This window comes from Streptosporangium amethystogenes (assembly GCF_000721075.1).
Taxonomy (GTDB): Bacteria; Actinomycetota; Actinomycetes; order Streptosporangiales; family Streptosporangiaceae; genus Streptosporangium; species Streptosporangium amethystogenes.
This window is the reverse complement of sequence record NZ_JOEQ01000011.1, coordinates 14273-39250: the sequence shown is the minus strand read 5'-3', so window position 1 is coordinate 39250 and position 24978 is coordinate 14273. Positions and strand designations below refer to the sequence as shown.

Below are 24978 nucleotides of genomic sequence, written 5' to 3'. Positions count from 1 at the left end.
CGACCAGGTCAGACCCAGAGTGACGATCTTCGATCGGCGGCGGTGACGGAACACCCGATAGAAGACCGAACACCCCCGAGACTCCCATGATCGAAGGTCGCGCGTAAGACGCCTTTTCCCTTAGCGGAACAGCCTCGGCCGATCAGGGGCCTATGACGACATCCCGCCGAGGAGATCCGCGGCGATGCCGTCAAGAAGCCAGCGCAGACCGCGTTCGAAGTTGTCGTCAGCGCCGGGGACGCCGTCCGCGAGCAGCGGCGCGAGATGCGGGAACTCCCCGCTGTCGAGGAGGTCACGCAGGTAGGGCTGCATGAACGCGTCACGCTCGGCCTGCGTCCAGCCGTCCTTGCGCGGCCGTTCCCGCTCGTTGGCCTCCCGGATCACGAACCCGGTGACGTAGTCCTCCACCGCGGCCAGCGCGCGCCACCTGCCTTCAGGACCGCTCGGCAGGCTCGACATCGCGGCCAACGACTGTTCCAGGTGTCGTAGCCCATTGGGGCCGATCTCCGAGCGGCGGGAGATGAGGTCGATGATCCAGTGGTGGCGTCCGGCCACCTCCCGCTCGCGCCGGGCGAGCAGCGTGATCGCCTCGCGCCAGTCGTCCGGCAGGTCCTCCCGGACCAGCACCTCGGCGCCGATCTCGTCCAACATGAGGTCGAGCAGGTCTTCCTTGCGCTCGATATGGCTGTAGAGGCTCATCGTCCGCGCCCCGAGCTCGGTGGCGACGCGGCGGATCGAGACGGCGGCGAGTCCTTCGGCGTCCGCGATCTCGATCGCCGTCCGCACGATCGTCTCCCGCGACAGCGTGCTGCGCCGTTTCGTCGCCTCCCGGGCCCAGATCGGGCCTCGTACCTGCTCGGATTCCATCCGCCAAGTGTACGGCGTAGCGGCTGAACGCTACAGTGTACGAGATTGCGCTACGGTGTAGCGGAAAACGATACGCCGTACGGAGGATGTGGGATGACAACCTCACAGACCAGGCCAGACGACACCGCGTTCGACCCGGCACTGCGAAGGATCGCCGTGGCGGTGGTGCTGGGCACGATCATGACCGTCCTCGACGCGACCATCGTGAACGTCGCGATGAACGTCCTCGGCCGCGAGCTGGGCACCTCACTGAGCACAGTCCAGTGGGTGATCACCGGCTACACGTTGGCCCTTTCCATGACGATCCCGGTCACCGGCTGGGCGGTGGAGCGGTTCGGCGCGAAGGCGACGTGGATCACCTCGCTGGCGCTGTTCCTCACCGGGTCCGCGCTGTGCGGCATGGCCTGGTCGGCGGGCAGCCTCATCGCCTTCCGAGTGTTGCAGGGCATCGGCGGCGGCCTGCTCATCCCCGTCGCGCAGGTGATGCTCGCCCGCGCCGCAGGCCCCGAGCGGATGGGCCGGGTGATGGCACTGGTCTCCGTCCCGGCGATGCTCGCGCCCGTACTCGGCCCGGTGGTCGGGGGTCTGATCCTGGACCGGCTCCCCTGGCAGTGGATGTTCCTGATCAATGTGCCGTTCTGCGCGGTGGCGCTGGTACTCGCCGTACGGCTGCTGCCCCGCGACGGGGAGCATCGGCCGGAAAGCCGCCTGGACGCCTTCGGCCTCGCGCTGCTCTCCCCCGGTCTCGCCGCGCTGATCTACGGGCTCTCGCAGGTCGGAGAGGGTACCGGCGGTACCCAGGCACTCGCGGGCCTGTTGGGCGGAGCCCTGCTGGTGGCCGCCTTCACGGTGCGCTCGCTGCGCGCGCCAGGCCGCGCCCTGTTCGACGTCCGGCTGTTCGGAGACCGGGCCTTCGCCGCGTCCGTCGCGACGCTGTTTCTCTACTCGGTGTCGGTCTTCGGTCTGATGCTGCTCATCCCGCTCTATTCCCAGGCCTTCTCGGGAGCGAGCGCGCTGGAGGCCGGCCTGCTGGTGGCCCCGATGGGGGTGGGCGCGATCGTCACCATGCCGATCGCCGGACGCCTGACGGACCGGATCGGCCCGCTGTTCCCCGGCGGCACGGGAATCCTGCTCGTGCTGGCCGGGGTGTTCGCCTGCACACAGGTCGACGTCACCGCCGGTACGGCGCCGCTGGCCGCCGCGATCCTGCTCGTCGGCCTCGGACACGGCCTGACCACGCCGTCGATCATGGCCGCCGCCTACCGCACCCTGCCCGGGACCTCCATCCCCGGGGCGACGACCGCCTCACAGATCTCGGTCCGGGTGGGAACCGCCCTGGGCGCCGCCCTGATCGCGGTCGTCCTGCAGTCGCTCACCCGGTCGGACGGCCCCGGGGCGGGGGCGTACACCGGCAGCCTGTGGTGGACCTTCGCGATCGCCGGAACCGCCCTCGTGCCGGTCCTGCTGATCCCCCGTCGCTGACCCCGGCGAGTGAACCGCCGGCAGGCCGGGCTCCATGAGCGGTCAGGTGTTGCCGCTTGACCGCGTGGACGTGACGGATAAACCTGGTGCGGTCGTGCCCTGCCGTCCAGCACGATGAGGCGATGAGTGATCTGTCGGCGTCCGCCCCCTGGCTCGACCGGGTCCTGCGTGAGGGGGCCGCACCCGGGCTGCTGGGCGCCCTGGTCGAACGGCTCTCGCCGACCGACCTGCAGACACTGCTGCTGGAGGTCTACCGCCGCCGCGCCACCGATGTGACACCGGCCGGCCTGCTGCGGGCCTACGAGCGCAACCGTTTCACCACGCCGTCCGCGCTGGACGCGGGCGAGCTGGCACGCCTAGACGCGCTCGTTCACGAACGGCTGGCCCGGCATGGTTTCACCGGGCTGGCGCTGTCGCCGGTCTGCCCGCTGGGTACCAACTCGGCGGTGGCGACCGTGGACCAGCACAAGGTGGTCACCACCGTCCGCAACACCGAGGTCGTCGCGGACGCCACCAACGTCCTGGCCCTGGAATGCGCGGTGCGCCGCCGGGAGCTGCTGCGGGCCGACCCTCGATCGCGCCGGCGGGTCCGGCTCGCCGCCACCCACCGGGTGGTGCGCGCCCAACTCTTCGCCGGCCCCGGCATGTCGGCGCACTTCGCACTGCTGGCGCTGTGCACCGCCGGTCGCGCCGAGGGCTCGTTCACCTTCGAGACGTCGGCCCTGGCCGAGCAGATCGACGTCCACCTCGACGTCCTGCGCAGGTCCCGGCAGCTCGGCTACCGGATCTCCGCCGTACGGGTGTTCCTCACCGACCTGACCGAGGGGCGGCATCGCCGGGCCCTGCGCGAACACGTCCTGGATCGGCTCGCGCGGGCGCACCCCGGCACCACGTTCGCCTTCGACGACGACCGGGTGAGCGGCCGCGGCTACTACGACGGCGCCTGCTTCGAGATCCGCGCCGTCACCCCCACCGGGGACGACCACAGCCTCGGCGACGGCGGATTCACCGCCTGGAGCGCAGACCTCCTCAGCGACGCCAAGGAACGCCTCCTCATCAGCGGCCTCGGCCTCGAACGCCTCTGCGGCTTGTTCCACCAGCGCGCCGGATAGCTGCGATCGCCTTCCTGAGATCCCCGCGTACGAGACAACCGCCAGACCATGGCGGTGCCGCCCTCTGAAAGGAGCGGGCAGCCGCCGAGCCCCCTGACGCCCCTCTCGCCGAAGCAACCACGCCACCGCAGAGTGATGACCAGCCCGAGCACGGCCCCGCTTTCCTATCTTTCCAAAAGAGTGGACATCTCGAACTTATCACCCGCATCGTGATGTCTTTCGCGAACAGCGACACGAGATAGCGGATACCCGATAGCGCAATATTTGGCCGTCCCTTAATTTCCAAGCGGGAAGTAAAGATATTCTCTGGAGGTCGATTCGAACATCACCCTGGAGGGTTTCAGGGCGGAGCAGCATTCTCTGTTCGGCCCCAACTTTGGAACGATTCACGAAAAACCGAAGGAAGCACATTTTCAGCGCATAAGGGTGCTTATAACAGTCAAAGCCGCCCCTAACCCCTCTGAGACCTACGGCGAGACCGTGTGCGTTGCCGCCCTCAGGCTTGACCTAGACCAACCAGGTTGGATACGGCTATATCCAATTAACTTTCGCGAACTGGGTAGCAGTCACCAATTCCGTAAATACGACATCGTCACTCTTGAGGCCAAGCCCAACACCAGCGACCCCCGAGCAGAGAGCTGGAGACCCCGATCCGACAAGGTCGTGGTGGAGAAGCACCTCGACGACTACATCGAGGGCTCCATGTGCGATCTCATCTCAGGGGCCAAGAAGCGGCCAGTCGGCCGCTCGCTGGCCGCAATTCGCCCTATGGAGATCATCGGACTTGACATCCAACCCCACCCCGGCTGGACGCCCGACGAACAGCGAAAGATCGATCAGTACGTCAGCCAGCTCGGCCTCTTCGACACCGATCCCCGCACCGCTCTTCAAGCACCCCGTTTCAAGGCGTGGTACCGCTACCGCTGCCAGTCCGCCAGTTGTAACACCCACCGCCAAGGCATCTATGACTGGGAACTGGTGGCCCTGCAGCGCTCCGTGCATGATCGCGATGATGCGGGAGTCAAGCAGGCCATCCGCGACAAGTTCTGGGATCTAATGAACGCTCCGGACCGCGACACCATTTTCTACCGAAATGCGGGCCAGTGCTCCGGCCTTTAGGCCGGGGGTGAAGGCCCGCGCGGGAGCGCCCGCCAGGGCGCGAGCGTGCCTTCACCCGCAGGTCACAGTGGGCGTTGCTGCTGCTCGATGTACTGCTTGAGTACCGTGAGCGGTGCACCGCCGACTGATCCGGCGAAGTAGGACCCGGACCAGAAGTGTCCACCCCACAGGTACTTGCGGACATGCGCGGCATACTCCTTGCCCAGGAGCCGTGCCGAGACGCCCTTGAGACTGTTGACCAGTTTGGACAGGGCGACCTTCGGCGGGTAGTGGATCAGCAGATGGACATGGTCGTGTTCGCCGTTGAACTCGCGCAACTCGACCTCGAAGTCCGCGCACACCTCCCGCATGATCTCCTCGCAGCGGGCCAGCATCTCGTCCGTGAACACCCCCCGCCGATACTTAGTGACGAACACCAAGTGCGCGTGAAGGTTATGAACGACATGGCACCCCGTCCGGACGTCGGGGTTCGGATTCCAGCGCGGTGACATAAACCAAACGATACGATCACACTGTGGAGTCGGTGAAGCAGACCCGGGCGCACGTGGCGCGTCTCGACCTGAGCACGGCCCAGGTGGCCGTGCTGGACGCTCAGGCCCACACCGCTCGCACCCTGCGGAACCTGCTGCACGAGTACTTCACCTTCCGCCAAGGCCGTCTGGCCTCGGTCAAGGACTGCGACGCGGCGATCCGACAGGCCCGCCGCGAGATCGACTGGATGGGCCAACTGCCCGCCCAGGCGGCGCAAGCGGTGCTGAAAACGTATCGGCAGGCGTGGGCGAATTTCCTCGACCCCGACCACCCCGCCAAGCGGCCCACATTCAAGAGCCGCCTGCGGTCCCGGATGGCCGTCGACGTCCCCCAAGCCCGCGACCTGCAGATCAAGCGGGTCAACCGGCGATGGGGCGCGATCAACCTGCCCAAGGTCGGGCGGGTCCGGTTTCGGTGGACCAAGGACCTGCCCGGCGTCACCAAGGGCGGCCCGGCCGGGCGGATCACCGGAGCCCGCCTGGTCAAAGAAGCCGACGGCTGGCACCTCGTGTTCCGGACCGAACGCCAGGTGCCTGCCCCGGTCTGCCACCCTGGCCCGCAGGTCGGGATCGACCGGGGAATCACCGTCGCCCTGGCCCTGTCGGACACCACCATGCGTGAGCACGGGCCCTGGCTCACCAGCGGCGAGAAGGAACACCTGCGCCGCTTGGAGAAGAAGTCCGCACGCCAGCGCCGCACACGCACTCCCGGCCGGCCCACGTCCAAACGGCTGACCCGCACCTACGACCAGATCGCCAAGGCCCGCGCGACAGCCAAGCGCCGAGCCGTGGACTGGCAGCACCAGACCACCACCGAACTCGCCGGCACCTTCAGCGTGATCAAGGTGGAAGACCTGAAGATCACGAACATGGTCCGCTCTGCCAAGGGCACGGTCGAGAACCCCGGCGTGAACGTCGCACAGAAGGCCGGACTGAACCGCTCGATCGCCGGGGAGGCCTGGGCTCGCACCGTGACCCTGCTGGAGTACAAAACCCGTGATCGCGGCGGGATGGTGGTGAAGGTGCCCGCCCCAGGCACGTCGCAGACCTGCCACCAGTGCGGGCACCGCGACCCGGCCGGCCGCGTCAAAACCGTGTTCACCTGCACAAGCCCCGCGTGCGGATGGGTCGGGCATGCCGACACCAACGCCGCGATCAACATCAACAACGCCGCAGGAACTGTGGTGTCAGGACGTGGAGACCTCGGGGTTACCCGGTCTGTGAAGCGTCAACCCCCGCGTGCCGCTTAACCGCGACGCGACGGGAGAATCTCCGGTCTTCAGACCGGGGAGGAGTTCAAGTCGGTAACCAGCAGGCCCATCCACAGAGCTTCATCGTTCTGGGCGTGGCCTATCCTCGGCGAATCAGGCCGGTACGGCGCGGCTGAATCGCTCGCGGACGGCTTCCAGGACGAGATCGCGATGACAGCGGTGTTCGTCGGCCTCGAAGCACATGACCGCTACCGTCTGCCGCCGGGCTGCCTCCGCGATTCGGTCCAGGCATTCGCCCGCGTCAGCGTTGACGAGCTGTCCGGCGTAAACGTCTCGGGCCGCGCCCAGCTCGGCCGGACCGCCGCCGAACCCCGCCCTGTTCCATTTGGGGTTGCCGAGTTCTCGCATGTGCTCGTAGGCGATGCCCGCACCGGCAAGCGCACCGGCCAGCGCGGTCTTGCTGAATCCGCGTTTCCGGGAGATCGGATTCAGCCGCACATCGACCAACAGCGTCACGTCTTCCCGATGGAGCCGTCGGATGAACTCATCGAGATCACATCCCTCGTATCCGACCCCGGTCAACCGCACATGCTGCTCGATCGTAAGCATGAATCGCACGCCTGGTCACAGCCGTCACACGGATCCGGCAAAGCCTCGGCGATCCTCTTCCGCTCAAGGATCTCGTACTGGCCTGAGCTGTGCGATACCAGATGGCCGAGACCCCGTTCGGCGGGCGTGTCGTGAGCCTCGCGGCGGTGCCGGTCAGGTCAGGGCCAGTAGGCGGTCACACTCCTGCAGCAGGCGCCTGCGGAGCGGGGCGGAGCGTTCGGTGAAGGCGCGCTGGGCGGTGGCGTACTCCGCGCGGCCTTCGGCGGTCTCCACCTGGATCGGCCGGTAGCCCAGGGCGCTCAGGTCGTACGGGCTGGCCCGCATGTCCATGGTCCGGATGTCGCGGGCGAGTGCGAAGCAGTCGGCGACCAGCTCACTGCCGATCAGCGGCGACAGCTTGTAGGCCCACTTGTAGAGGTCCATGTTGGCGTGCAGGCAGCCCGGCTGCTCCAGCTCCCGCTGGCGTTCGCGGGTCGGCTGGATCACGTTGAGCGGGCGGGCGGGGGGCGTGAAGAACCGGAACGCGTCGAAGTGACCGCACCGCACTCCGCGCTGGTCGACGATCTCCTCGATCCGCTCGGGGGAGAGCCGGAGCGGGAAGGAGGAATGCCGGATCTCCACCTCCGGCGTCCGGTAGACCATCGCCCACTCGTGCATCCCGAAGCAGCCCAGATAGGGCGGACGGCTCGCGGTGGCGGCCAGCAGCTCCCTCGTCCAGCTGATCGCGGCCGTGCGCTGTGGCAGCACCAGCTCAAGGTCCAGCACCGCGCCCTGCTCGCAGTCGCGGTAGTTCGTCCCGAAGGAACTCGCCCCCGCCAGGATCACCTCGGCCCCCGGATGCCAGCGCAGCAGGCGTCCGGGCCGGAAGGTGTAGTAGGTGAACAGGAAGTCCTCGACCGGATGGGCGACCCGCTCCTGTCCACGGCGCAGATGCGGTTCGATCCAGGCCCCGACCCGGTCCCGATGCGCCGAGGCCCGGCCCCGCCACTCCTGCTCACTCAGCACTTCCACCCCCGCATCGTAGGAAAACCCAGCCGATGAGCGGTAAACGGAATCTCTTCCGGTACGGCGGTCTTCGAGTCGCCCGTCGTCCCGTTCAGACTTTCCGGAGAGGTTCTCCGGAAAATACGGAGAGACTCTCCGCTTCAACTCCCGAGGTGTCCCGGGCAGACGCGGCCGACGCGCGCCGCAACCATGACCTGCTGGTGGCGGCGGCCATGGCCGTGATCGCCGAGAAGGGGCCCGACGCGTCCCTGAACGAGATCGCGCGGCGGGCCGAGGTGGGGCCGGGCACGCTTCCCCACCCGCGACGCGCTGCTCGCCGCGGTGTTCCAGGGGCGACTGACCAGGCTGTGCGCGCAGGCGGAGGAGCCGGCCGAGGCCATGCCGCCCGGCGAGGCGCTGGTCGCCTGGCTGCGCCTGCTGATCACGCACGCCATGACCGACCACGGGCTGGGCGCGCGGATGATGCTCGCCACCTCCTCGGCCGGGGTGGACTGCTGGGCGATGCTGCGCGGTGCCGCCGAGCGCCTGCTCCACCCGGCTCAGCGGGCCGGGTCCGTACGCGCGGACGTCGAGTTCGCCGACCTGGTCGAGCTGACCGCGGGCATCGCCCAGGTGACCGCCGATCCCGGCAGGGCCGAGCGGCTGCTCACACTGACGCTCGACGGCCTGCGCCGCCCCGCGACGAGGGGATGCCGCCTCAGGTAGGGCTCGGCCGACGGTGACGATTGTTCCTCGGCACCACAGGGCGTGGCGGCCGTGCGAGCAGCAGGGCCTGCCGACGAGAGCTGCGACCAGGTGGCCGGAAGGTCGTTGCCAGGTTGGCCGACGGACGAAGAAAGCCCAGGCCGACGATGCCGACCTGGGCTTCTTGCACGTGCGCCGCCAGGGACTCGAACCCCGGACCCGCTGATTAAGAGTCAGCTGCTCTAACCAACTGAGCTAGCGGCGCTTGCGACGGAGGTAACTCTAGCAGCAGCTCCGACGCGATCGCATCTCGGTTGACCGCCGCCCGGCTCCCCGCGGGAGGCTCGGGGCCGGACCGTTCTCGACTCTCCGGTCCCCGTTCACAGGCCCGGGGTCGATCTCCTCGCGGGCTTGGCCGTCGACTCCGGCGGCTGTCCGGCTCCGGAATAGACTCGGGGCCGGACAGTCCCCCAACTGTCCGGCCCCGATCTCCTCGCGGGCTTTGCCATCGTCTCCCCCAAGACTCCGGCGGCTCCGCTCAGGAACGCGATCCCCCTCGCGTTCTTTATCCGGTGAAAAGTCTCTGCAACGCTCCCCCCGGGCTTCGCAGACCCCTTGACCTGCCACAACACTACCTGGCCAAATGTAACGGGCGCGTCATCCAAAGGTTGATTTTGCGCCTACACCCAACCTTGACCCGGTATCACCGAAGCCTCCGTCAACCCCCGCCGGATACCCGAAAATCCGGCTTTCCAGCGGTAGATCGTCCTGCTTCGGACCGGGACCGGGGGCCGATCTTCCTCATTCGAGTTCAAGGCGGGAACCGACCTGCCCGGTTCGGGCTCGAACCGGAAACCGATCGGCCACCTCTGGCCTGGATCAGGGAAGTTCGAGGCCGACCTCGGTCTCCTCCCGCAGTGCCCGGCTCACCGTGCAATACCTCTCCTCGACGCGGTGGGCCACCGCGCGGAGCACCTCGGCGGCCTTCTCGTCACCCTCGGGCAGTTCCACGTCGTAGCTGATGGTGATCGGCCCCAGCCTGCTCGCCTCGATCTTCTCCGCCTGAACGGTCATCGCCAGGCGAACCATGCGGTGACCGCGCTGGGCCGTCAGCGGCTCCACGGTGACGATGTTGCAGCCGCCGAGCGCCGCGAGCAGCAGTTCGACCGGGGTGAAAGTTCCCTGCTCGTCACCACTGCCCATGGCGACCTCGGCTCCGCGGTCGTTGCGCGCCACGAACCCGTCCTCGGTCCGCTCCACCCTCACCTGCGCCATGACGCTCCTCCTCGGCCTTCCTCGATCTGCGGATCACCCTACAGAGGGAGGACGCCCACCTCAGGCATCGGGATGTTTGGACAGGTATTCGATGTAGAACGGGCGCAGCGCCTCACCCAGCTCCCCATGACCCGAGACCATGGCGTCACTGAGCAGGGCCGAGATCCGGCTGAGGTCGTTGGTCGTCTCGTCCTCATGCCCCGATGACGCCTCCGCCGCAGGGATCAAGGAGAGCAACTCCCACAGAAAGCCGAGATCTCCGTGATGCACGGCGTAGTGGACCGCGCGATCATGCAGTTCCCGGGCCGACAGCGACTCAAGCTCATCCGTTTCCAACAGACCCACCCCCTCACGCCCCTTCTGCCCCGAGATTGCAGCCATCATGCGCGATCGGCGGTACGCGCAGTCAGCGCACCAGCTTGACCAGCATTTTTCCGGTGTTGGCGCCGCGGAGCATGTCGATGAACGCCCGCGGGGCGTTCTCCAGGCCGTCGACGACGGTCTCCATCGAGACGAGCCTGCCCTCGCGAAGCCAGGCGCCCACCTCGGCGATCATGTCGGGCAGCCGCGCCTGGTGGTCGGAGACGATGAAGCCGCGCAGGGTGAGCCGCTTTCCCACGGCCAGGAAGAGGTTGTTCGGACCCGGTACCGGCTCGGTGGCGTTGTAGACCGAGATCGCACCGCACATCGCGACCCTGCCGTACATCCTCAGCTCGTCGATGGCCGCCTGCAGGTGGTCACCGCCGACGTTGTCGAAGTAGACATCGATCCCGCCGGGGGCCGCCTCGGCGAGCTGCTCGCGGATCCGGCCGTCGCGGTAGTTGAAGGCGGCGTCGAAGCCGAGATCACGGATCAGGTACGCGACCTTCTCCGGCGACCCGGCGCTGCCCACCACTCGCGAGGCGCCCTTCAGCCGGGCGATCTGCCCGGCCAGGCTGCCCACGGACCCGGCCGCGCCGGACACGAACACCGCCTCGCCCTTCTTGAAGTGCGCGATGTCGAGCAGGCCCACGTACGCGGTGAGGCCGGTCATGCCCAGCGCCCCGAGGTAGGCGGAGAGCGGGACGCCCGGGATCTCCTCGACCTTGTGGGCCTGCCCCGCGTCGAGCACGGCGTACTCGCGCCAGCCGTACCCGTGGGTGACGATGTCCCCGGGGACGAGGTCCGGCGAGCGCGACACGACGACCTCGCCGACGGCCCCGCCGTCGAGGGGGGCGCCGATCCGGAAGGGCGGGGTGTAGGACTCGGTGTCGTTCATACGTCCCCGCATGTACGGGTCGACGCTCATGAAGAGGTTGCGGACGCCGATCTCCCCCTCCCCCGGAGGGGGCAACTCGACCTCGGCCAGCTCGAAGTTCTCCGGGACCGGCCAGCCCGAGGGCCGCGACGCCAGCCGGATCTCCCGCGACACCGTACGGCCCGCGGCACGCGCCGACGTCCTGTTCACGGCGGTCCTCCCGGCGCCGGTGCCACCTCCGTTCCTCGTCCCGGCTCCCGTCTCCGGAACGGTTCCGGATTCGCCCCCGGTCCCGGCTCCGGGATCGGCTCCGGGACCGGGGGTGGGACCGGGCCTGGGGCCGGGCTTGGGGACGGGGTCAGGCTTGGGGACGGGACCTGGCTTGGGGACGGGACCTGGCTTGGGAGCCGGGCCGGGATCGGACTCAGGACCGGGCTCAGAGCCTGACTTGAGGCCAGGCCCAGGCTTGGGGACGGGGTCAGGCTTGGGAACCGGACCGGGACCGGACTCAGGACCAGGCTTGGGGACGGGGCCAGGCTTGGGAACCGAACCTGGGCCGGGCCCGGGGCCAGGCTTGGGAACCGGACCGGGACCGGGTTTGGGAGCCGGGCCAGGGCCGGGTTTGGGGGCGGGACCCGGCCTCGGGCCCGGCTTGGGGACGGGCCGGGTTCCAGGTTCCGTCCCGCCTCCGATGGACTGATCTCCTGATCGGCCGCTGGATGGTCGGTCGTCCGACATGATGAGGCCCCCTCGGCGATTCGCACTTCTCATCTGGGACTTTCCCATCCGGTAGCGGTCCTCCTCGCGAGACGGCGACGCACCTGACAAGATCTCGCCACTTTCGTGACCGCATCTGGTCATGGATGCGAAACTTTGCCCGGAAGCCGGGACTCGGTCCGCCGCCCCGGTCACCATGATCATCGTGCCCGTGGCGCTCGGTATCGATCGGATCAGCAGGCGCTCAGCCGACCAGCAAAGTGTCTAGTGTCCGTATATATCCGCCTCGGGCTGCAGATCTGCCGCCCGCCCGACCATCCATGCGAGGATGCCTAAACGTGAAGATAATCATCAAAATACTGGTGGTGGCCGCCGCCCTGTGGGCGGCGACCCGGCTCGTGGACGGCATCACGGTGTCCGCGCAGACCCCCGTCAAGGAGATCGGCACGCTGCTCGCCGTCGCCCTGGTGTTCGGGATCGTCAACGCCGTGCTCAAGCCCATCATCAAGACGCTCGGCTGTGCCTTCTACATCCTCACGCTGGGCCTGTTCGCCCTGGTCGTCAACGCCGGGCTGCTCCTGCTGACCAGCTGGATCGCCAAGGAGCTCAGCCTGCCCTTCCACGTGGAGGGCTTCTGGCCCGCGTTCTGGGGCGCGATCGTCATCGGCCTGGTCAGCTGGATCCTCGACCTGATCCTCGACGCGGTCGTCGGCGACTGAGCCGATGGTCGTCCTCCTTGACGGCGCCCACCTGACCTGCGAGCAGGTCGATCGGGCGGCTCACGGCTCCGGGGTCGCGCTGGGCTCCACGGCCCGCGCGCGGGCGGCGTGGCGGACGGCCACCCTGCTCGAAGGGCCGGTGTACGGCCGGACCACCGGGGTGGGCGCCAACAAGGACGTGGCGACCGAGGCCGCCGGTCTCGACCTGCTCCGCAGCCACGCGGGCGGCGCGGGACCGCGGATCGAGGAGTTCCGTGCCCGCGCCACCCTCGTCGTCCGTCTCAACCAGCTACTCGCCGGCGGCTCGGGGGTCGACCCCGCGCTCCTGCCGGTGCTCGCCGCCGCCGTCAACCGGGGCCTGACCCCGCCGATCCGCACCTACGGCGCCATCGGCACCGGCGACCTCACCGCCCTGGCCACCACCGCGCTCTGCCTGGTGGGCGAACTTGCCTGGAGACCTCCCACCGAGGGCACACAGGCCGGAGACACACAGGCCGGGAGCTCCGATCCCGGAACGCGGGCCGGTGAGCCCGTACCCCGGTTCGCGCTCGCCGCCGGTGACGCGCTGCCGTTCATCAGCTCGGGCGCGGCGACGCTGGCGGACGCCGCGCTGGCCTGCCACCGCCTGGGAGTCCTGCTGTCCGCCGCCACCGCGGTCGCGGCCCACTCCTTCCTCGCCGTCGAGGCCTCACTGGAACCGCTCTCCCCCGTCGTGCAGCGCGGCCCCGAGCAGACCTCGGTCGCGGCCGGACTGCGCGACCTGGTCGGCGCCACCAGCCCGCGCCGTGTGCAGGACCCGTACGGCTACCGCGCCTTCCCGCAGGTACACGGGGCCGCACTCGGCGCTCTTCGCCACGCGGAGCGGACCGTCGCCGAGGAGATGAACGCGGCTCCGGAGAACCCGTTGATCGCCGATGGCCGGGCCTGGCACAACGGCAACTTCCACTCGGCACGGGTCGCGCTCGCCCTCGACGCCCTGCGGGCCGCGCTCGTGCAGACCGCGACGGTGAGCGCCGCCAGGCTGGCCACCCTGAACGACCCGGCCCATACCGGGCTGCTCCCCTTCCTCGCCGAGCACCCCGGCGGCTCCGGGGTGATGATCCTCGAATACGTCGCGCACTCCGCCCTGGCCGAGCTGCGCCACCTGGCCGCCCCCGTCACCCTGGGCGGCGCCGTGCTCTCCCTGGGGACCGAGGACCACGCGAGCTTCACCCCCCAGGCGGCCCGCGCCGCGCTCGCCACCGTCGAGCCGTTGGAGATCGTGCTGGCCTGCGAGCTGGTGGCCTCCGTACGGACCCTGCGCCTGCGCGGCATCCCCTGCGACCTGCCCCTCGATGCCACACCGGCCGACCGCCCGCTGGACACCGACCTCGACGTGGCACGCGGGCTACTGCCCGGCCTCGCCCCTCGCTGACTCCCCGCCGGTCAGCCGACCGAGCCACGCTCGCGGAGCTGGGGGGCCTGGACGATGCGGCGGCGGCGCGGGTTGCCGTCGGCGGCGGCCACCACCATCCGGACGGCGGCGCGGACGATGCCGTCGATGTCCCAGTCGACGGTGGTCAGGCCGGGGGTGAGCAGTCCCGACATGGGGTGGTCGTCGTAGCCCATCACCGACACCTCCGACGGGATGACCAGCCCCCGCTCGGCCGAGGCCGCGTAGACCCCGTAGGCGATCGAGTCGGCGAAGCAGAAGAACGCCCGGTGCCCGGCGTCGAGCATCTCGCCGGCGACCCTGGTGGCGGATGCCGGCGACTGCGGGGCGGTGACCAGCTCGATGTCCAGATCCAGCCGCCCGGCCTCGGCCATGACGTGTACGTCGGCGGGCCTGTCGGGGGTGCTGGCCCTGGTCGAGGTGAGAACGGCCAGGCGCCGGTGTCCTCGCTCGCGCAGGTGTTCCAGGGCCAGGGTCACCCCGGCCCTGTTGTCGAAGACGACCTCGCCCGCGGCGCGCGCCCCGGCCAGCGCGTCACCGATCGACACCACCGGCAACCCCTCGCACAGCTCGGCCCAGAGCGGTGCCGCGGGGTCGACCGGCTGCACGATCAGCGCGTCCACCCGCTGGTCACGGAGCTGCCTGGCGAGGGTGTGCTCCCTCGCGGGGTCGCCCGCGGCGTCCAGGATCAGGGCGTAGCGGTCGTTGTCCTTGAGCGCGCGGCCGATGCCGACGGCCAGCGCCTGCTGCCAGAGATCCTCCAGCGAGCCGCAGAGCAGACCGATCATGCCGGTTCTGCCGCTGGCCAGCGCGCGGGCGATGGGATCGGCCTCGTAGCCGAGTTCGGCCGCGGCCTGGCGTACCCGCTCGATGGTCTCCTCCGAGACCTGCATGCCGCGCAGCGCGTACGAGACGGCGGCGGGTGACAGGCCGGTGGCCTTCGCCACCTCACGTATGGTCGCTCGTTTCCGGGGCTGGGGCATCGGACCAGCCTATTCCCCAGGATCTCCGGGGCGCGCTCCACAGCGGATCGCATCTTTCCGGAGGTATTGACACAATAGGAGGTGAAACGGTTCACTGAAACGGTTCACTGAACCGTGTCACTGTTGGATGTAGCATGGTGAGAGTGGTTACCTATATTCTAGGTAGGGAATACCTCGATAGCCCGGGAGGAGGCCGGTTGTGACCGTCGACGTTCACCAACATCTGTGGACGCCCGCGTTCGTCGACGCGCTCAGGCGCCGTACGGCCGCCCCCCGCCTCGACGGCTGGACCCTCCACACGGACGGCGAGCCCCCCTACCAGGTCAACCCCTCAGACCACGACCTCGCCGCGCGCCTCGCGCTGAACTCGGACCTCGCCCTGGCCCTGGTGTCGCTGTCCAGCCCGCTCGGCATCGAGTCGCTGCCGCCCGGGGAGGCCTGGCCGATCATCGACGCCTACCACGAGGACGCCCTCGCCCTGCCCGCGCCGTTCGGTGCCTGGGCTGCGACCTGCCTCAGCGAGATCGATCCGGACAGACTCGCCAAAAGCCTCGACACCCGGGGGTTCGCCGGGCTCCAGCTGCCCGCGACCGCCGTACGCGACGCCGCCGGCCTGGCCGGGGTCGCCCCACTGCTCGACGCGCTCACCGAGCGCGACCTGCCGCTCTTCGTGCACCCCGGCCCCGCCCCGGAAGCCGAGGAACCCGAGGGGGCACTGGTGCCCGGCTGGTGGCCCGCCGTCGTGCCGTACGTGCAGCAGATGCACGCCGCCTGGTACGCCTTCGCCGCCTTCGGCCGGGCCCGCCACCCCCGCCTGCGGGTCTGCTTCTCGCTGCTCGCCGGGCTGGCCCCGCTCCACTCCGAGCGCCTGGCCAACCGCGGCGGGGAGGGCCGGGGGCAGGTCGACCCCGGCCTCTTCCTGGAGACCTCCTCCTACGGTCCGCGCGCCATCGACGCGATCATCCGCGAGCTCGGCGTCGACGTCGTGGTCAGCGGTTCCGACCAGCCCTATGCCACCGCCCCGGACCCCGGGCTCGGCGACGCCGCCTGGCACGCCATCGCGGTCACCAATCCCAACCGTCTGTTGAACCGGAAGGAGTCGCGTCAGTGAACCAGTCCCAGGGCCGCGAGAGCTGTGCGCTCCCGGCGACGACGGCCCCGAGCGGCGAGAGCGCCACACGAGTGAACAGCGGCGGCGCCAAGCCGTTCGGCGGCGAGTCCTCATGAGCTACGAGGCCCTGCCCGCCCGTGTCCTCGACCGACGCGAGCTGCTCAACCTGGTCAACGAACTGGCCGCCGACCCCTCGCGGTGGGAGAACCAGGTCGAGTTCCCTGAGGAGGGGGGCCGCCACTACGCCTCCCTCTACCGTGACTCCCACGTCGACATCTGGCTACTGTGCTGGCGGCCCGAGGACGACACCGGCTGGCACGACCACGACACCTCCTCCGGCGCGGTCCGGGTGGTGGCCGGGACTCTGCTGGAGTGCAACCCCCGGATCGGCGGCGAACACCTGGAGACCGTGATCTCCGAGGGTGAGTCCTTCTCCTTCGGCCCCGACCACATCCACCGGCTGAACGGCGCGGTGCACGGCAGTGTCTCGATCCACGCCTACTCACCGCCGCTCTGGCGCCTCGGCCAGTACTCGATCAGTGACAGCGGCGTGATGCGCCGCGTCTCGGTCAGCTACGCCGACGAACTGCGCCCGCTGGACGACGCCGAGCAGATGGTCGAGGTCGCCTGAGGAGGAGCCGGAGAGCCTCGGACTCCGGTGAAGATTTGACGTCAAGGTAACTCCCGACTGTTGTCAGGCTTGATCAAAAAGGTTTTGATCAAGCCTGACAACAGAAGGGAACAGTGAGTACCCAAAGCATCGTCCGCGGCTCTCTGATCGCACTGTCCGTCCTCCTCACGAGTGCGTGCACGGGTGCCGGCACTCGTCCGGAGACCGGCGCGCCCGCCGCATCCGCCGCGACGACGAAAATCAACTACCTGACATCGTTCAACGTCTTCGGGCGGGACTCCTACGCCTACGTCGCCCTGGAGAAGGGGTATTTCAAGGACGCGGGGTTCGACGTCGCCATCAAGCCGGGCAGCGGCACGGCCGACAGCCTCAAGCTGATCGCGAGTGGCCAGGCCGACTTCGGGATCACCGACCTGACCGGCTCCATCGTCACCCTGGCCGGGCAGAAGATGCCGGTCACCGGGGTGGCGGCGATCCACCAGCGTTCGCTCACCGCCGTCATCGCCCTGGACGGCGCGGGCATCTCGGCGCCCAAGGACCTGGAGGGCAAGAAGGTCGCCGACCCGCCGGGCTCGGCCGTCAAGCTCGTCTTCCCCGCGTACGCCAAGGCCGCCGGGATCGACCCGGCCAAGGTCACCTTCGTCCCGGCGCCGCCGCCGTCGCTCCCGCAACTGCTGGCCTCCGGAGAGGTGGACGCCATCGGCCAGTTCGTGGTGGGCAGGCCGACCATCGAACAGGCCGCTCAGGGGCGCAAGGCCGTGGTCCTGCCCTACAGCGACCACATCAAGGAGATGTACGGCAACATCCTCACCACCACCGTGAAGATGGCGACCGAGCAGCCGGACCTGGTGAAGAGGTTCCGGGACGCCCTGCTCAAGGGACTGGAGTACGCCGTCGACCACCCGGACGAGACCGGAGAGATCCTGAAGAAGTACCAGCCGACCCAGAACCCGGTCACCGCTGCCGCGGAACTGCGGGAGATGGCCGCCTTCGTCAGGTCGTCAGAAGCCGGGGTGCCGGTGGGCGCCCTGGACGAGAGCCGCGTGGCCGCCGTCATCGCCATCCTCGAAGACGCCAAGGTGGTCCCGCCCGGTTTCAAACCCTCTGACATCGTCACCTTCGGTCTGACCCCCGGATCCTGACATGATCGAGGTCTCAGGGGTGTCCCGCGTGTTCCCGGGCAGGTCCGGGGCGGTGACAGCGCTGCAGGGAATCGACCTGCGGGTGCGCGAGCACGAGTCGGTGGCCGTGATCGGTCGTTCGGGCTGCGGGAAGTCGACGCTGCTGCGCCTGATCGCGGGTCTCATCCCGGCGACCGGCGGGCAGGTGCGGGTCGCCGGAGAGCCGGTGACCGGGCCGCGTCCCGATGTCAGCCTCATGTTCCAGCGGCCCGCCCTGCTCCCGTGGCGGACGGTCCTCGGCAACGTACTGCTGCCGGTGGAGTTCCTCGGCAGGTCCAAGGCCGCCCATCTGGACCGGGCGCGCGAACTGCTGAACCTGGCCGGGCTGGAGGGTTTCGAGCGGCGGCTCCCGCACGAGCTGTCGGGCGGGATGCAGCAGCGGGTGGCCCTGTGCAGGTCACTGATCTGCGAGCCGAAGGTCATGCTCATGGACGAGCCGTTCTCCGCGCTGGACGCGCTCACCCGCGAGGAGCTCTCCGCCGAGCTCCAGCGGATCCAGCTGGAGAACACCACCACGACCGTCCTCGTCACCCACTCCATCGAGGAGGCGGTGCTGCTCGCCGACCGGGTCGTGGTGCTCAGCGCTCGGCCCGGCAGGGTCAGGAAGATCGTGGAGATCGACGTACCCCGGCCGCGATCCCTCGGGGAGCGACTGGCCGGGTACGGTGCCGAGTTGCGCTCGCTGCTCGTCGAGCGGACGAGGGGATCCGCCCGATGAGGAACTGGGCACCTCCCCTGGCCGGTACGGCGCTGGCCGTGGCGGCGTGGTGGCTGGCCACGGTCGCCTTCGGCATCCCGCCGTACATCCTGCCCGCACCTCCGGACGTGCTCGCGGTCTTCGGCGAGCACGGCGGCTATCTGCTCGACCAGACCTGGGTGACGCTGGCCGAGACGCTGCTGGGCTACGCGCTCGCCGTGGCGGCCGGCGTGCTGATCGCCGTTCTGATCGCCACCTTCCGGACCGTCGAGCAGAGCGTCTACCCGCTGCTGATCGCCGTCAACGCGGTGCCCAAGGTCGCCGTCGCGCCGATCCTGGTCGTGTGGATGGGGTTCGGTCAGCTCCCCAAAGTGGTCATGGTCTTCCTGGTCTGTTTCTTCCCCATCGTGATCTCCACGGCCACCGGCCTGCGCTCCACCCCCGCCGAACTCATCGAGCTGAGCAGGTCGCTCCGGGCGGGTTGGGCACGTTCCTTCCTCCAGGTGCGATTCCCCCACGCCCTGCCGCAGATCTTCGTGGGACTGAAGGTCGCGATCTCGCTGGCCGTCATCGGCGCGGTGATCGGTGAGTTCGTCGGCGCCGAGGCCGGCCTCGGCTACGTCATCGTCCAGTCCGGCGCCGCCGCGGACACCGCGCTGGCGTTCGCCGCGATGGCCCTGCTCGGCGCGATGAGCATCGCGCTGTTCTACATCCTGGCCGCGCTCGAACATCTCCTGCTGCCGTGGGCGCGGGAGACCACCGCCTGAAAGGTGTCCCATGAGTGATCTGGAGACGGGCGAGGACGGACTCGCCCCGGTCGGCCAGTACGTCGTCTTCGAGAACGACCTGGTCAGGGTCTGGCATATCGAGCTCGAACCGGGCGAGATCCAGCCCCTGCACCGGCACGACCATCCCTATCTGGTCGTCGCGGTCGAGGAGGCCGTCAATGTCATCGAGACCGCCGACGGGCAGCTGATCGACGCACCGGAGCCGCAGGGGTCGGTGGTCTTCAGAGATCCCGGCGCGGTGCACCTGCTGCGGAACGTGGGAGAGACCAGGTACGTCTCACGCCTGGTGGAGCTGAAGAATGGCTGACCCGGTCGTCGTGGCCGGTGCGGGCCCCGTCGGGCTCATCACCGCACTCGGCCTGGTCCACCACGGGCTCCCGGTCGTGGTGCTTGAGGAGGACGAGAGGTTGTCGCCGGATACCAGGGCCGGCTCGTTGCTCACCCGCACCCTGGAGATCCTGCACCGGTACGGCGCGCTGCCCCCGGTGCTCCGCGCCGCGCTGCGCGTCGACGAGATCGGCGAGTTCGACCGCTCCACGAACCTGCCCAAATTCCGGGTGCTCATGGACGCGCTGGCCACCGACACCCGGTTCCCCTTCATCGCCAACATCCCGCAGCACCATCTGGAGCCGGTGCTCCGCGACGAACTGGAGCGCCGAGCGCCGGGCGCCCTGCGGATGGGCCACCGGGTGACCGGTTTCGAGCAGGACTCCGCGGGGGTGGCGGTGCACGCCGAGACGGCGTCGGGACCGCGGACGGTCCGCGGGTCCTACCTGCTGGGCTGCGACGGCGGTCGGTCGGCCATCCGGGGGACGCTCGGCGTGAGTGTCGAGGGCCGTACCTTGGACGAGCGGTACGCCCTGGTCGACCTGGAGGCCGACCTCGACATCGCCACCCCGCGCGACTACCCCTACCTGGCCTACTTCTCCGATCCGCGGGAGTGGGTGGTCGTGGTACGGCTGCCGCACTGCTGGCGCTTCGTCTACCCGCTCACCCCGGACGCGCCGGATCCGGACGGGGCGGAGCTGTACCAGCGGGCCCTGTGCTTCCTCGGGGATGTGGGCCCCACCCGGCTGGTCGACACCAACGTCTACCGGGTGCACCACCGGATCGCGAGCCACTGGCGGGAGCGGCGGGTCTTCCTGCTCGGGGACGCCGCCCACCTGATCACCCCGATGTGGGCCCTCGGCCTCAACACCGGGGCGCTGGACATCTCGAACCTGGCCTGGCGCCTGGCGTGGGTGTCGCGAGGATGGGCCGGTGACCGGCTGCTCGACGAGTACGAGCGCGAGCAGCTGCCGGTGGCCTCCCTGGGCTCGGGCAGGATGGCCGAGGCGGCCCGCGCCGGCATGGCCCACCGGGATGACGGCGTCAGGTCCATCCAGGACGGAGGCTGGGGAACCGCCCAGACCCGCACGCTGCTGGGAGTACGGCTCGACGTGGACGGCAGCGGCGACTGGGGCATGGTCAAGACCGGCGACACCCCCGCGCCGGTGCTCCTCGGCGACCGTGTTCCGGACCTGCCGCTGTTCGGCCCCGCCGGGCAAGCGTACCTGCACGACCTGTGCGCGGACTCCTTCGTCGCGCTCCACTTCACCGACGCCCGGCGGGCACCCAGGATCCCTCCCGCCGACACCCCCGCGCTCCGGCGGTACGTGGTCAGCAGGTGGGACACGTCCCCGGGCTCGGAGCTGCGGGACCGGCTCCTGGTGGATCCGGGCGAGCGGGTCCGCCGCCGGTTCGGCGTTCCCGATGACACGCTGGTGCTGCTACGGCCCGACGGGCACATCGCCGCGATCAGGCCGTTCGATCCCCGGGAGGACAAGGATCTGGCCGCGGACCTCTACACGACCGTCACGGACCGACCGCCGCGGTGACCGCCCCGGGTGCGGCTTCCTCGGCCGGGAGCCGCACCCGGGGCGGTACGCCGCGGGTCAGAACACCCGCTCCCGCACCGCCCTGGCCATGCCCGGGTCGTCGGCGAAGACGCCGTCCAGGCCGAGCCGGTAGAGCCGCTCCAGCCAGCCCATCACGTCCCCCGTGGCCCGGGAGAAGGCCGGGCTGGCCGGGTTGCCCAGCCGGAAGTCCAGCGGAAGGTGTGAGTTCTCGTTCCTGACGGTCCAGGCGTGCACCTTCAGTCCCGCCTCGTGGGCGTCCCGGACGAACGTGGTGGGCGGCAGGAGGCGGCCGTCGGGTCCCGCCGGCACGATCCGCCGGGTGTCGACGCCGACCCCGTCCGCGTAACCGGCCACCTCACGCAGCCCCGCGGGGGTGATCATGGTGTCGTAGGTGCGCGGATCTCCGGCCGCGATCCAGTCGTACGGGGCGCCACCGGCGGTGATCAGCTGGATCAGCGGCAGCTCCGTCCTCTTGCTCAGCTCACGCAGGTTGGCGGTCTCGAAGGACTGGATGAAGACCGGGGCGCCGCTCCTGCTCCAGCCGTGCCTGCCGAGCACCTCCAGCAGCGGCCCCTCCAGGGGGAGGCCGATGGAGTCGAAGTAGCTCGGGCTCTTGGTCTCCGGGTAGACCCCGACCCCGTGCCGCCGCGCCAGCTCGACCACCTCGTCGAAGGTGGGGATCTCCGCGAGGCCGTTGAAGACGGTGTTTCCCGGGCGCAGGTCGGGGATGCGCTCCTCGGCCCTGAGGGTCTTCAGCTCGGCGAGCGTGAAATCCTCGGTGAACCAGCCGGTGATCGAGCGGCCGTTGACGGTCTTGGTGGTGCGGCGGTCCGCGAACTCGGGATGACTCTCGACGTCCGTGGTGCCGCCGATCTCGTTCTCGTGCCTGGCGACCAGCACGTGGTCCTTGGTCGCGACCAGGTCGGGCTCGATGTAGTCGGCGCCGAGCGCGATGGCCGCCTCGTACGAGAGCAGGGTGTGCTCGGGCCGATGCGCACTGGCGCCCCGGTGGCCGATGACGATGGGTTCGCGGACACGGGGCTCGGCGATCACAGGTTCGGATTTTGGCAACACGAAGGCGACGGTACCGGTCGTGAGGAACGCCAGCAGCGCGACCTGAAACCTACGGATCATGTTCAGGACCGTAGGAGGCCCGGATGACCACCGGAACAACGACTCGCAAAGGAAGTCAGCCACAAGGACAGCGAGTCACAAAGACAACGGCCCCGGGGGCCTGGGGCACCGGCCTGGCGATCCTCCGGAAGCACGCCATGGTTGACTCGGTGGCCCGATCCCCAGGTAGGAACAGGTCACACGGGGTTGCCAAGCATCTGGCGCCCGAAGGCGCCGTCCCCGTCGTGGAACGGGAGTCCGGAGAGGGTGGTGAGCGGGAGCCGCAGCACGAAACACGCGCCGCCGACGGGTGAGTCCTCGGCCCGGAGGGTCCCCCGATGGCCCTCGGCGATCTCGCGGGCGATCGCCAGGCCAAGGCCGGTGCCGCCGTGGTCACGGCTGCGGGCCGCGTCCAGCCGGGTGAACCGTTCGAAGATCCGTTCCCGGTCGGCCTCGGCGATCCCCGCTCCGTCGTCGGAGACCGTCAGTTCCGCGGTGTGCGCGTCACGGGTGACCTCGACCCGCACCACGCGTTCCGCGTGCCTCTGGGCGTTGTCCAGCAGGTTGGTGAGCACCCGGGCGAGCTGGAGACGGACCATGTTGACGTTCACTCCTGATACGAGCCGCAGCTGGACGCCGAGCCGGTCCGCCCGCCGGAAGACCTCCGTCCGGACCAGTTGTGCCAGGTCCACCGGTTCCCACTCGATCGGCGTGTTCTCCCCGGCTCTGGAGAGCGCGAGCAGGTCGGTGATGATCGCCTCAAGTCGATCGACGTCGCTCAGTGCGCGCCCGAGCACCTCCCCCAGGTCGTGATCGCCGGGATGCAGTTGAGCCTCCTCCAGCTCCACGCGCAGCGCGGCGACGGGGCTGCGCAGCTCGTGCGAGGCGTCGGAGGCGAACCGGCGCTGCTGCTGCAGCGCCTGCCTGAGTCGTTTCAGCGTGCGGGCGACGGTCTGGGCGACCTCGACGCCGTCGGGGGGCTCGGGAGTCTCGTGGCACCCGTACCCGAGGTCCGAAGACGCGTCGAAATCATCGACATAGTCACACAGACCGGCCATATCCCTCATGTCAGTTTTTCCTTCCCGCCACCAAGTCTTGGCAGTGTGCGGTGCGTGGTCACCACGCTAGGAGGACGACCGGCGGACCCGCCACCCCCAGGTGGTCCGATGACCACCCCCAGATGGGCCGGATCGACGACCTCGGCCGGACGGGACGCCTGCGCCTCGGGCCACCCTCGCGGCTCGGCCGTACGCCTACCGGCCGGGCAGGAGACCTGTCCGGGTGGCCACGACGACCGCCTCAAGCTGACTGTGCGCGCCCAGCTTCGCCATGACGTTCTTGACGTGGCCGCGAGCGGTGTGCAGGCTCACGACGAGCTGTTCGGCGATCGCCCGGGGGTCGAGCCCCTCCCCCATCAGCCCGAGGACCTCCCGTTCGCGCGCGGTGAGCCCCGCCCGGTTCTCACCGCCGTCTCGGGGCGGTGTGCCGGGTGAGGGGGTCCGCAGGAACACTCCGAGCGTCTCGCCCTCGACCATGATGAGCTTCTCGTCGACCGAAGCCCGGATCACTCTGAGGATGGCCCGGAACGTCGTGTCCTTGGCGAGGAATCCGGCGGCGCCCACCGCCGCGGCGGCCGCGAAGAGATCGGGGGTGGCGTCTCCCGTCAGAATGAGGACGCGGGTCTCCGGGTAGGCCGCCTTGATCCGTCTCGTCCCCTCGATTCCGTCGACGTCGGGGAGGTGGATGTCCATGAGCACGACGTCGGGGTGGTGTGCCTTCATGAGGGGTACCGCATCCTCAACCGTTCCAACGGCTCCCACGCATTCCAGATCCGGCTGGGCGCCGATCGCGATCTCAAGAGCGCCGGCAAGCGCCCGCTGGTCCTCGACCACGAGGACCCGGGTCATCGGATGCTCCTGCTCACTTTGACCGCGAACGCCTCCTGGCTCCTGGGCGGCCCCCGCCGCCATACGGTCCGCCGATCATGGCCCCGCGGGTGAGTCAGGGGTCAAGGGCCGGTAACAGGCCGAACAGCCGATACCCCCTGTTCGAAGGCCCTGCTCACGACGCTACCCGCGACGCGACGCGACGGGCAAGTCCCGCCGGACCCGGTCACGGGGGTCTTCGTGCGGCGGGTGTGACCGCGGGGACTCGTGAGTACGCGAGACACCGGGGAAGGTCGTCCCACCCCCGACGGGGTACGGGCGGCGGCACATCCCGCGGGGCGCCGTTTGGGATCCGCGCAGGCTGGAGACGAGTTCCCAGGTGACCACCTACTCGTTCAGGCTGTATGTGGCCGGGAATACGGAACGGTCCAAAGCCGCGGAGGTGAACCTGCGGTTCCTTTGCGACGCCCGCCTGCCCGGCACGTACGAGGTCGAGGTCATCGACGCCGCCGAACGGCCCGACCTGGCGGAGGAGGGACGGATCCTGGCCACCCCGACAGTGATCAGACTCGCGCCGACGCCGCAGCGACGGGTGATCGGGGACCTGTCCGATCACGACCGCGCCGCCGTCGCCCTCGGCCTCCCGGTTCTGGAGGAACCGTCCTCGGAAAGGCAGCGACGATGAGCGGCG

26 protein-coding genes, 1 tRNA gene and 1 pseudogene are annotated in these 24978 nt (G+C 69.4%); 16 read left to right on the top strand and 12 right to left on the bottom strand.

What is annotated here, in order from left to right; genetic code table 11:
• Positions 1–150: 150 nt before the first annotated feature.
• Complete coding sequence (locus IG98_RS0117505) at positions 151–867, bottom strand: TetR/AcrR family transcriptional regulator (protein WP_051752297.1); 717 nt, start codon at positions 865–867, stop codon at positions 151–153.
• Positions 868–960: 93 nt separating this feature from the next.
• Here IG98_RS0117505 and IG98_RS0117500 point away from each other — a divergent pair, with 93 nt between their 5' ends.
• The 3 genes from IG98_RS0117500 to IG98_RS46975 all read left to right on the top strand — a co-directional run bounded on the left by IG98_RS0117500 (position 961) and on the right by IG98_RS46975 (position 4580).
• On the top strand, positions 961–2349 hold the full coding sequence (locus tag IG98_RS0117500) for a DHA2 family efflux MFS transporter permease subunit (protein ID WP_051752295.1): 1389 nt from the start codon (positions 961–963) through the stop codon (positions 2347–2349).
• A gap of 122 nt (positions 2350–2471) precedes the next feature.
• Positions 2472–3461, top strand: a complete 990-nt coding sequence (locus IG98_RS0117495) for a hypothetical protein (protein ID WP_051752293.1) — start codon at positions 2472–2474, stop codon at positions 3459–3461.
• Positions 3462–4124: 663 nt separating this feature from the next.
• Positions 4125–4580, top strand: a complete 456-nt coding sequence (locus IG98_RS46975; protein ID WP_051752292.1) for a hypothetical protein — start codon at positions 4125–4127, stop codon at positions 4578–4580.
• 62 nt (positions 4581–4642) lie between these two features.
• Here the strand turns inward: IG98_RS46975 and tnpA are convergent, their stop codons facing one another.
• Entirely contained in the window at positions 4643–5071 is a 429-nt protein-coding gene (gene tnpA / locus IG98_RS0117485) for an IS200/IS605 family transposase (protein WP_084195420.1), read from the bottom strand.
• 23 nt (positions 5072–5094) lie between these two features.
• On the opposite strand from tnpA, the gene IG98_RS0117480 reads away from it, so the two are divergent.
• Positions 5095–6360, top strand: a complete 1266-nt coding sequence (locus IG98_RS0117480) for an RNA-guided endonuclease InsQ/TnpB family protein (RefSeq protein ID WP_245651604.1) — start codon at positions 5095–5097, stop codon at positions 6358–6360.
• 114 nt (positions 6361–6474) lie between these two features.
• Here IG98_RS0117480 and IG98_RS0117475 read toward each other — a convergent pair whose 3' ends face one another.
• Positions 6475–6930, bottom strand: coding sequence for a DUF488 domain-containing protein (locus IG98_RS0117475; protein WP_030913027.1), 456 nt, complete (start codon positions 6928–6930; stop codon positions 6475–6477).
• A 153-nt stretch (positions 6931–7083) separates the two neighbouring features.
• The gene (locus IG98_RS0117470; RefSeq protein ID WP_030913026.1) at positions 7084–7941 is read right to left on the bottom strand and encodes a hypothetical protein; all 858 of its coding nucleotides are present in this window, start codon (positions 7939–7941) and stop codon (positions 7084–7086) included.
• Positions 7942–7967: 26 nt separating this feature from the next.
• On the opposite strand from IG98_RS0117470, the pseudogene IG98_RS54860 reads away from it, so the two are divergent.
• Positions 7968–8216 (top strand): annotated as a pseudogene (locus IG98_RS54860) (hypothetical protein); the annotation flags it as partial.
• 40 nt (positions 8217–8256) lie between these two features.
• Entirely contained in the window at positions 8257–8640 is a 384-nt protein-coding gene (locus IG98_RS44985; protein ID WP_245651602.1) for an SbtR family transcriptional regulator, read from the top strand.
• 170 nt (positions 8641–8810) lie between these two features.
• Here IG98_RS44985 and IG98_RS0117460 read toward each other — a convergent pair.
• From IG98_RS0117460 to IG98_RS0117445, 4 genes are all read right to left on the bottom strand, one after another.
• Positions 8811–8884: transfer RNA gene (locus IG98_RS0117460), tRNA-Lys, on the bottom strand.
• 614 nt (positions 8885–9498) lie between these two features.
• A complete protein-coding gene (locus IG98_RS0117455) occupies positions 9499–9894 on the bottom strand; it encodes an OsmC family protein (RefSeq protein WP_030913025.1) in 396 nt (131 codons plus the stop codon).
• 60 nt (positions 9895–9954) lie between these two features.
• Positions 9955–10239, bottom strand: a complete 285-nt coding sequence (locus IG98_RS0117450) for a hypothetical protein (protein WP_245651601.1) — start codon at positions 10237–10239, stop codon at positions 9955–9957.
• A 61-nt stretch (positions 10240–10300) separates the two neighbouring features.
• Entirely contained in the window at positions 10301–11341 is a 1041-nt protein-coding gene (locus IG98_RS0117445; protein ID WP_245651600.1) for an NADP-dependent oxidoreductase, read from the bottom strand.
• An 845-nt stretch (positions 11342–12186) separates the two neighbouring features.
• Here IG98_RS0117445 and IG98_RS0117440 point away from each other — a divergent pair.
• Complete coding sequence (locus IG98_RS0117440) at positions 12187–12567, top strand: phage holin family protein (protein ID WP_157594378.1); 381 nt, start codon at positions 12187–12189, stop codon at positions 12565–12567.
• Positions 12568–12571: 4 nt separating this feature from the next.
• Complete coding sequence (locus IG98_RS0117435; protein ID WP_030913018.1) at positions 12572–13981, top strand: aromatic amino acid lyase; 1410 nt, start codon at positions 12572–12574, stop codon at positions 13979–13981.
• Positions 13982–13992: 11 nt separating this feature from the next.
• Here IG98_RS0117435 and IG98_RS0117430 read toward each other — a convergent pair whose 3' ends face one another.
• Positions 13993–14946 (bottom strand): LacI family DNA-binding transcriptional regulator, encoded by a 954-nt coding sequence (locus IG98_RS0117430; RefSeq protein WP_245651599.1) that lies wholly within the window; start codon positions 14944–14946, stop codon positions 13993–13995.
• Positions 14947–15181: 235 nt separating this feature from the next.
• Between IG98_RS0117430 and IG98_RS0117425 the strand changes: the two genes are divergently transcribed.
• From IG98_RS0117425 to IG98_RS0117395, 7 genes are all read left to right on the top strand, one after another.
• Entirely contained in the window at positions 15182–16093 is a 912-nt protein-coding gene (locus IG98_RS0117425; RefSeq protein ID WP_030913012.1) for an amidohydrolase family protein, read from the top strand.
• A 112-nt stretch (positions 16094–16205) separates the two neighbouring features.
• Positions 16206–16724, top strand: a complete 519-nt coding sequence (locus IG98_RS0117420) for a cysteine dioxygenase (RefSeq protein WP_037970647.1) — start codon at positions 16206–16208, stop codon at positions 16722–16724.
• Between the two features lie 113 nt (positions 16725–16837).
• Positions 16838–17866, top strand: coding sequence for an ABC transporter substrate-binding protein (locus IG98_RS0117415; RefSeq protein WP_063766233.1), 1029 nt, complete (start codon positions 16838–16840; stop codon positions 17864–17866).
• Position 17867: 1 nt separating this feature from the next.
• Positions 17868–18623, top strand: a complete 756-nt coding sequence (locus IG98_RS0117410; protein WP_030913006.1) for an ABC transporter ATP-binding protein — start codon at positions 17868–17870, stop codon at positions 18621–18623.
• Complete coding sequence (locus tag IG98_RS0117405) at positions 18620–19369, top strand: ABC transporter permease (protein ID WP_051752288.1); 750 nt, start codon at positions 18620–18622, stop codon at positions 19367–19369. Before IG98_RS0117410 ends, IG98_RS0117405 begins: the two co-directional genes overlap by 4 nt.
• A gap of 10 nt (positions 19370–19379) precedes the next feature.
• On the top strand, positions 19380–19697 hold the full coding sequence (locus IG98_RS0117400; protein WP_030913002.1) for a cupin domain-containing protein: 318 nt from the start codon (positions 19380–19382) through the stop codon (positions 19695–19697).
• Complete coding sequence (locus IG98_RS0117395; RefSeq protein WP_030913000.1) at positions 19690–21267, top strand: FAD-dependent monooxygenase; 1578 nt, start codon at positions 19690–19692, stop codon at positions 21265–21267. Before IG98_RS0117400 ends, IG98_RS0117395 begins: the two co-directional genes overlap by 8 nt.
• A gap of 57 nt (positions 21268–21324) precedes the next feature.
• On the opposite strand, the gene IG98_RS0117390 is transcribed toward IG98_RS0117395, so the two are convergent.
• The 3 genes from IG98_RS0117390 to IG98_RS0117380 all read right to left on the bottom strand — a co-directional run bounded on the left by IG98_RS0117390 (position 21325) and on the right by IG98_RS0117380 (position 24308).
• Positions 21325–22422, bottom strand: coding sequence for a glycerophosphodiester phosphodiesterase (locus IG98_RS0117390; protein ID WP_030912998.1), 1098 nt, complete (start codon positions 22420–22422; stop codon positions 21325–21327).
• Positions 22423–22598: 176 nt separating this feature from the next.
• Positions 22599–23468 (bottom strand): sensor histidine kinase, encoded by an 870-nt coding sequence (locus IG98_RS0117385; RefSeq protein ID WP_084195419.1) that lies wholly within the window; start codon positions 23466–23468, stop codon positions 22599–22601.
• Between the two features lie 186 nt (positions 23469–23654).
• Entirely contained in the window at positions 23655–24308 is a 654-nt protein-coding gene (locus IG98_RS0117380) for a response regulator transcription factor (protein WP_030912993.1), read from the bottom strand.
• 358 nt (positions 24309–24666) lie between these two features.
• On the opposite strand from IG98_RS0117380, the gene IG98_RS0117375 reads away from it, so the two are divergent.
• Positions 24667–24972, top strand: a complete 306-nt coding sequence (locus tag IG98_RS0117375; protein ID WP_030912991.1) for a circadian clock KaiB family protein — start codon at positions 24667–24669, stop codon at positions 24970–24972.
• Positions 24973–24978 lie beyond the last annotated feature (6 nt).

Bases quoted from the DNA above. Each gene is read 5' to 3' on its own strand.
- IG98_RS0117505 (WP_051752297.1), bottom strand. From the start codon at position 867: ATGGAATCCGAGCAGGTACGAGGCCCGATCTGGGCCCGGGAGGCGACG.
- IG98_RS0117500 (WP_051752295.1), top strand. From the start codon at position 961: ATGACAACCTCACAGACCAGGCCAGACGACACCGCGTTCGACCCGGCA.
- IG98_RS0117495 (WP_051752293.1), top strand. From the start codon at position 2,472: ATGAGTGATCTGTCGGCGTCCGCCCCCTGGCTCGACCGGGTCCTGCGT.
- tnpA (WP_084195420.1), bottom strand. From the start codon at position 5,071: ATGTCACCGCGCTGGAATCCGAACCCCGACGTCCGGACGGGGTGCCAT.
- IG98_RS0117475 (WP_030913027.1), bottom strand. From the start codon at position 6,930: ATGCTTACGATCGAGCAGCATGTGCGGTTGACCGGGGTCGGATACGAG.
- IG98_RS0117455 (WP_030913025.1), bottom strand. From the start codon at position 9,894: ATGGCGCAGGTGAGGGTGGAGCGGACCGAGGACGGGTTCGTGGCGCGC.
- IG98_RS0117435 (WP_030913018.1), top strand. From the start codon at position 12,572: ATGGTCGTCCTCCTTGACGGCGCCCACCTGACCTGCGAGCAGGTCGAT.
- IG98_RS0117420 (WP_037970647.1), top strand. From the start codon at position 16,206: ATGAGCTACGAGGCCCTGCCCGCCCGTGTCCTCGACCGACGCGAGCTG.
- IG98_RS0117410 (WP_030913006.1), top strand. From the start codon at position 17,868: ATGATCGAGGTCTCAGGGGTGTCCCGCGTGTTCCCGGGCAGGTCCGGG.
- IG98_RS0117405 (WP_051752288.1), top strand. From the start codon at position 18,620: ATGAGGAACTGGGCACCTCCCCTGGCCGGTACGGCGCTGGCCGTGGCG.
- IG98_RS0117400 (WP_030913002.1), top strand. From the start codon at position 19,380: ATGAGTGATCTGGAGACGGGCGAGGACGGACTCGCCCCGGTCGGCCAG.
- IG98_RS0117395 (WP_030913000.1), top strand. From the start codon at position 19,690: ATGGCTGACCCGGTCGTCGTGGCCGGTGCGGGCCCCGTCGGGCTCATC.
- IG98_RS0117390 (WP_030912998.1), bottom strand. From the start codon at position 22,422: ATGATCCGTAGGTTTCAGGTCGCGCTGCTGGCGTTCCTCACGACCGGT.
- IG98_RS0117385 (WP_084195419.1), bottom strand. From the start codon at position 23,468: ATGAGGGATATGGCCGGTCTGTGTGACTATGTCGATGATTTCGACGCG.
- IG98_RS0117380 (WP_030912993.1), bottom strand. From the start codon at position 24,308: ATGACCCGGGTCCTCGTGGTCGAGGACCAGCGGGCGCTTGCCGGCGCT.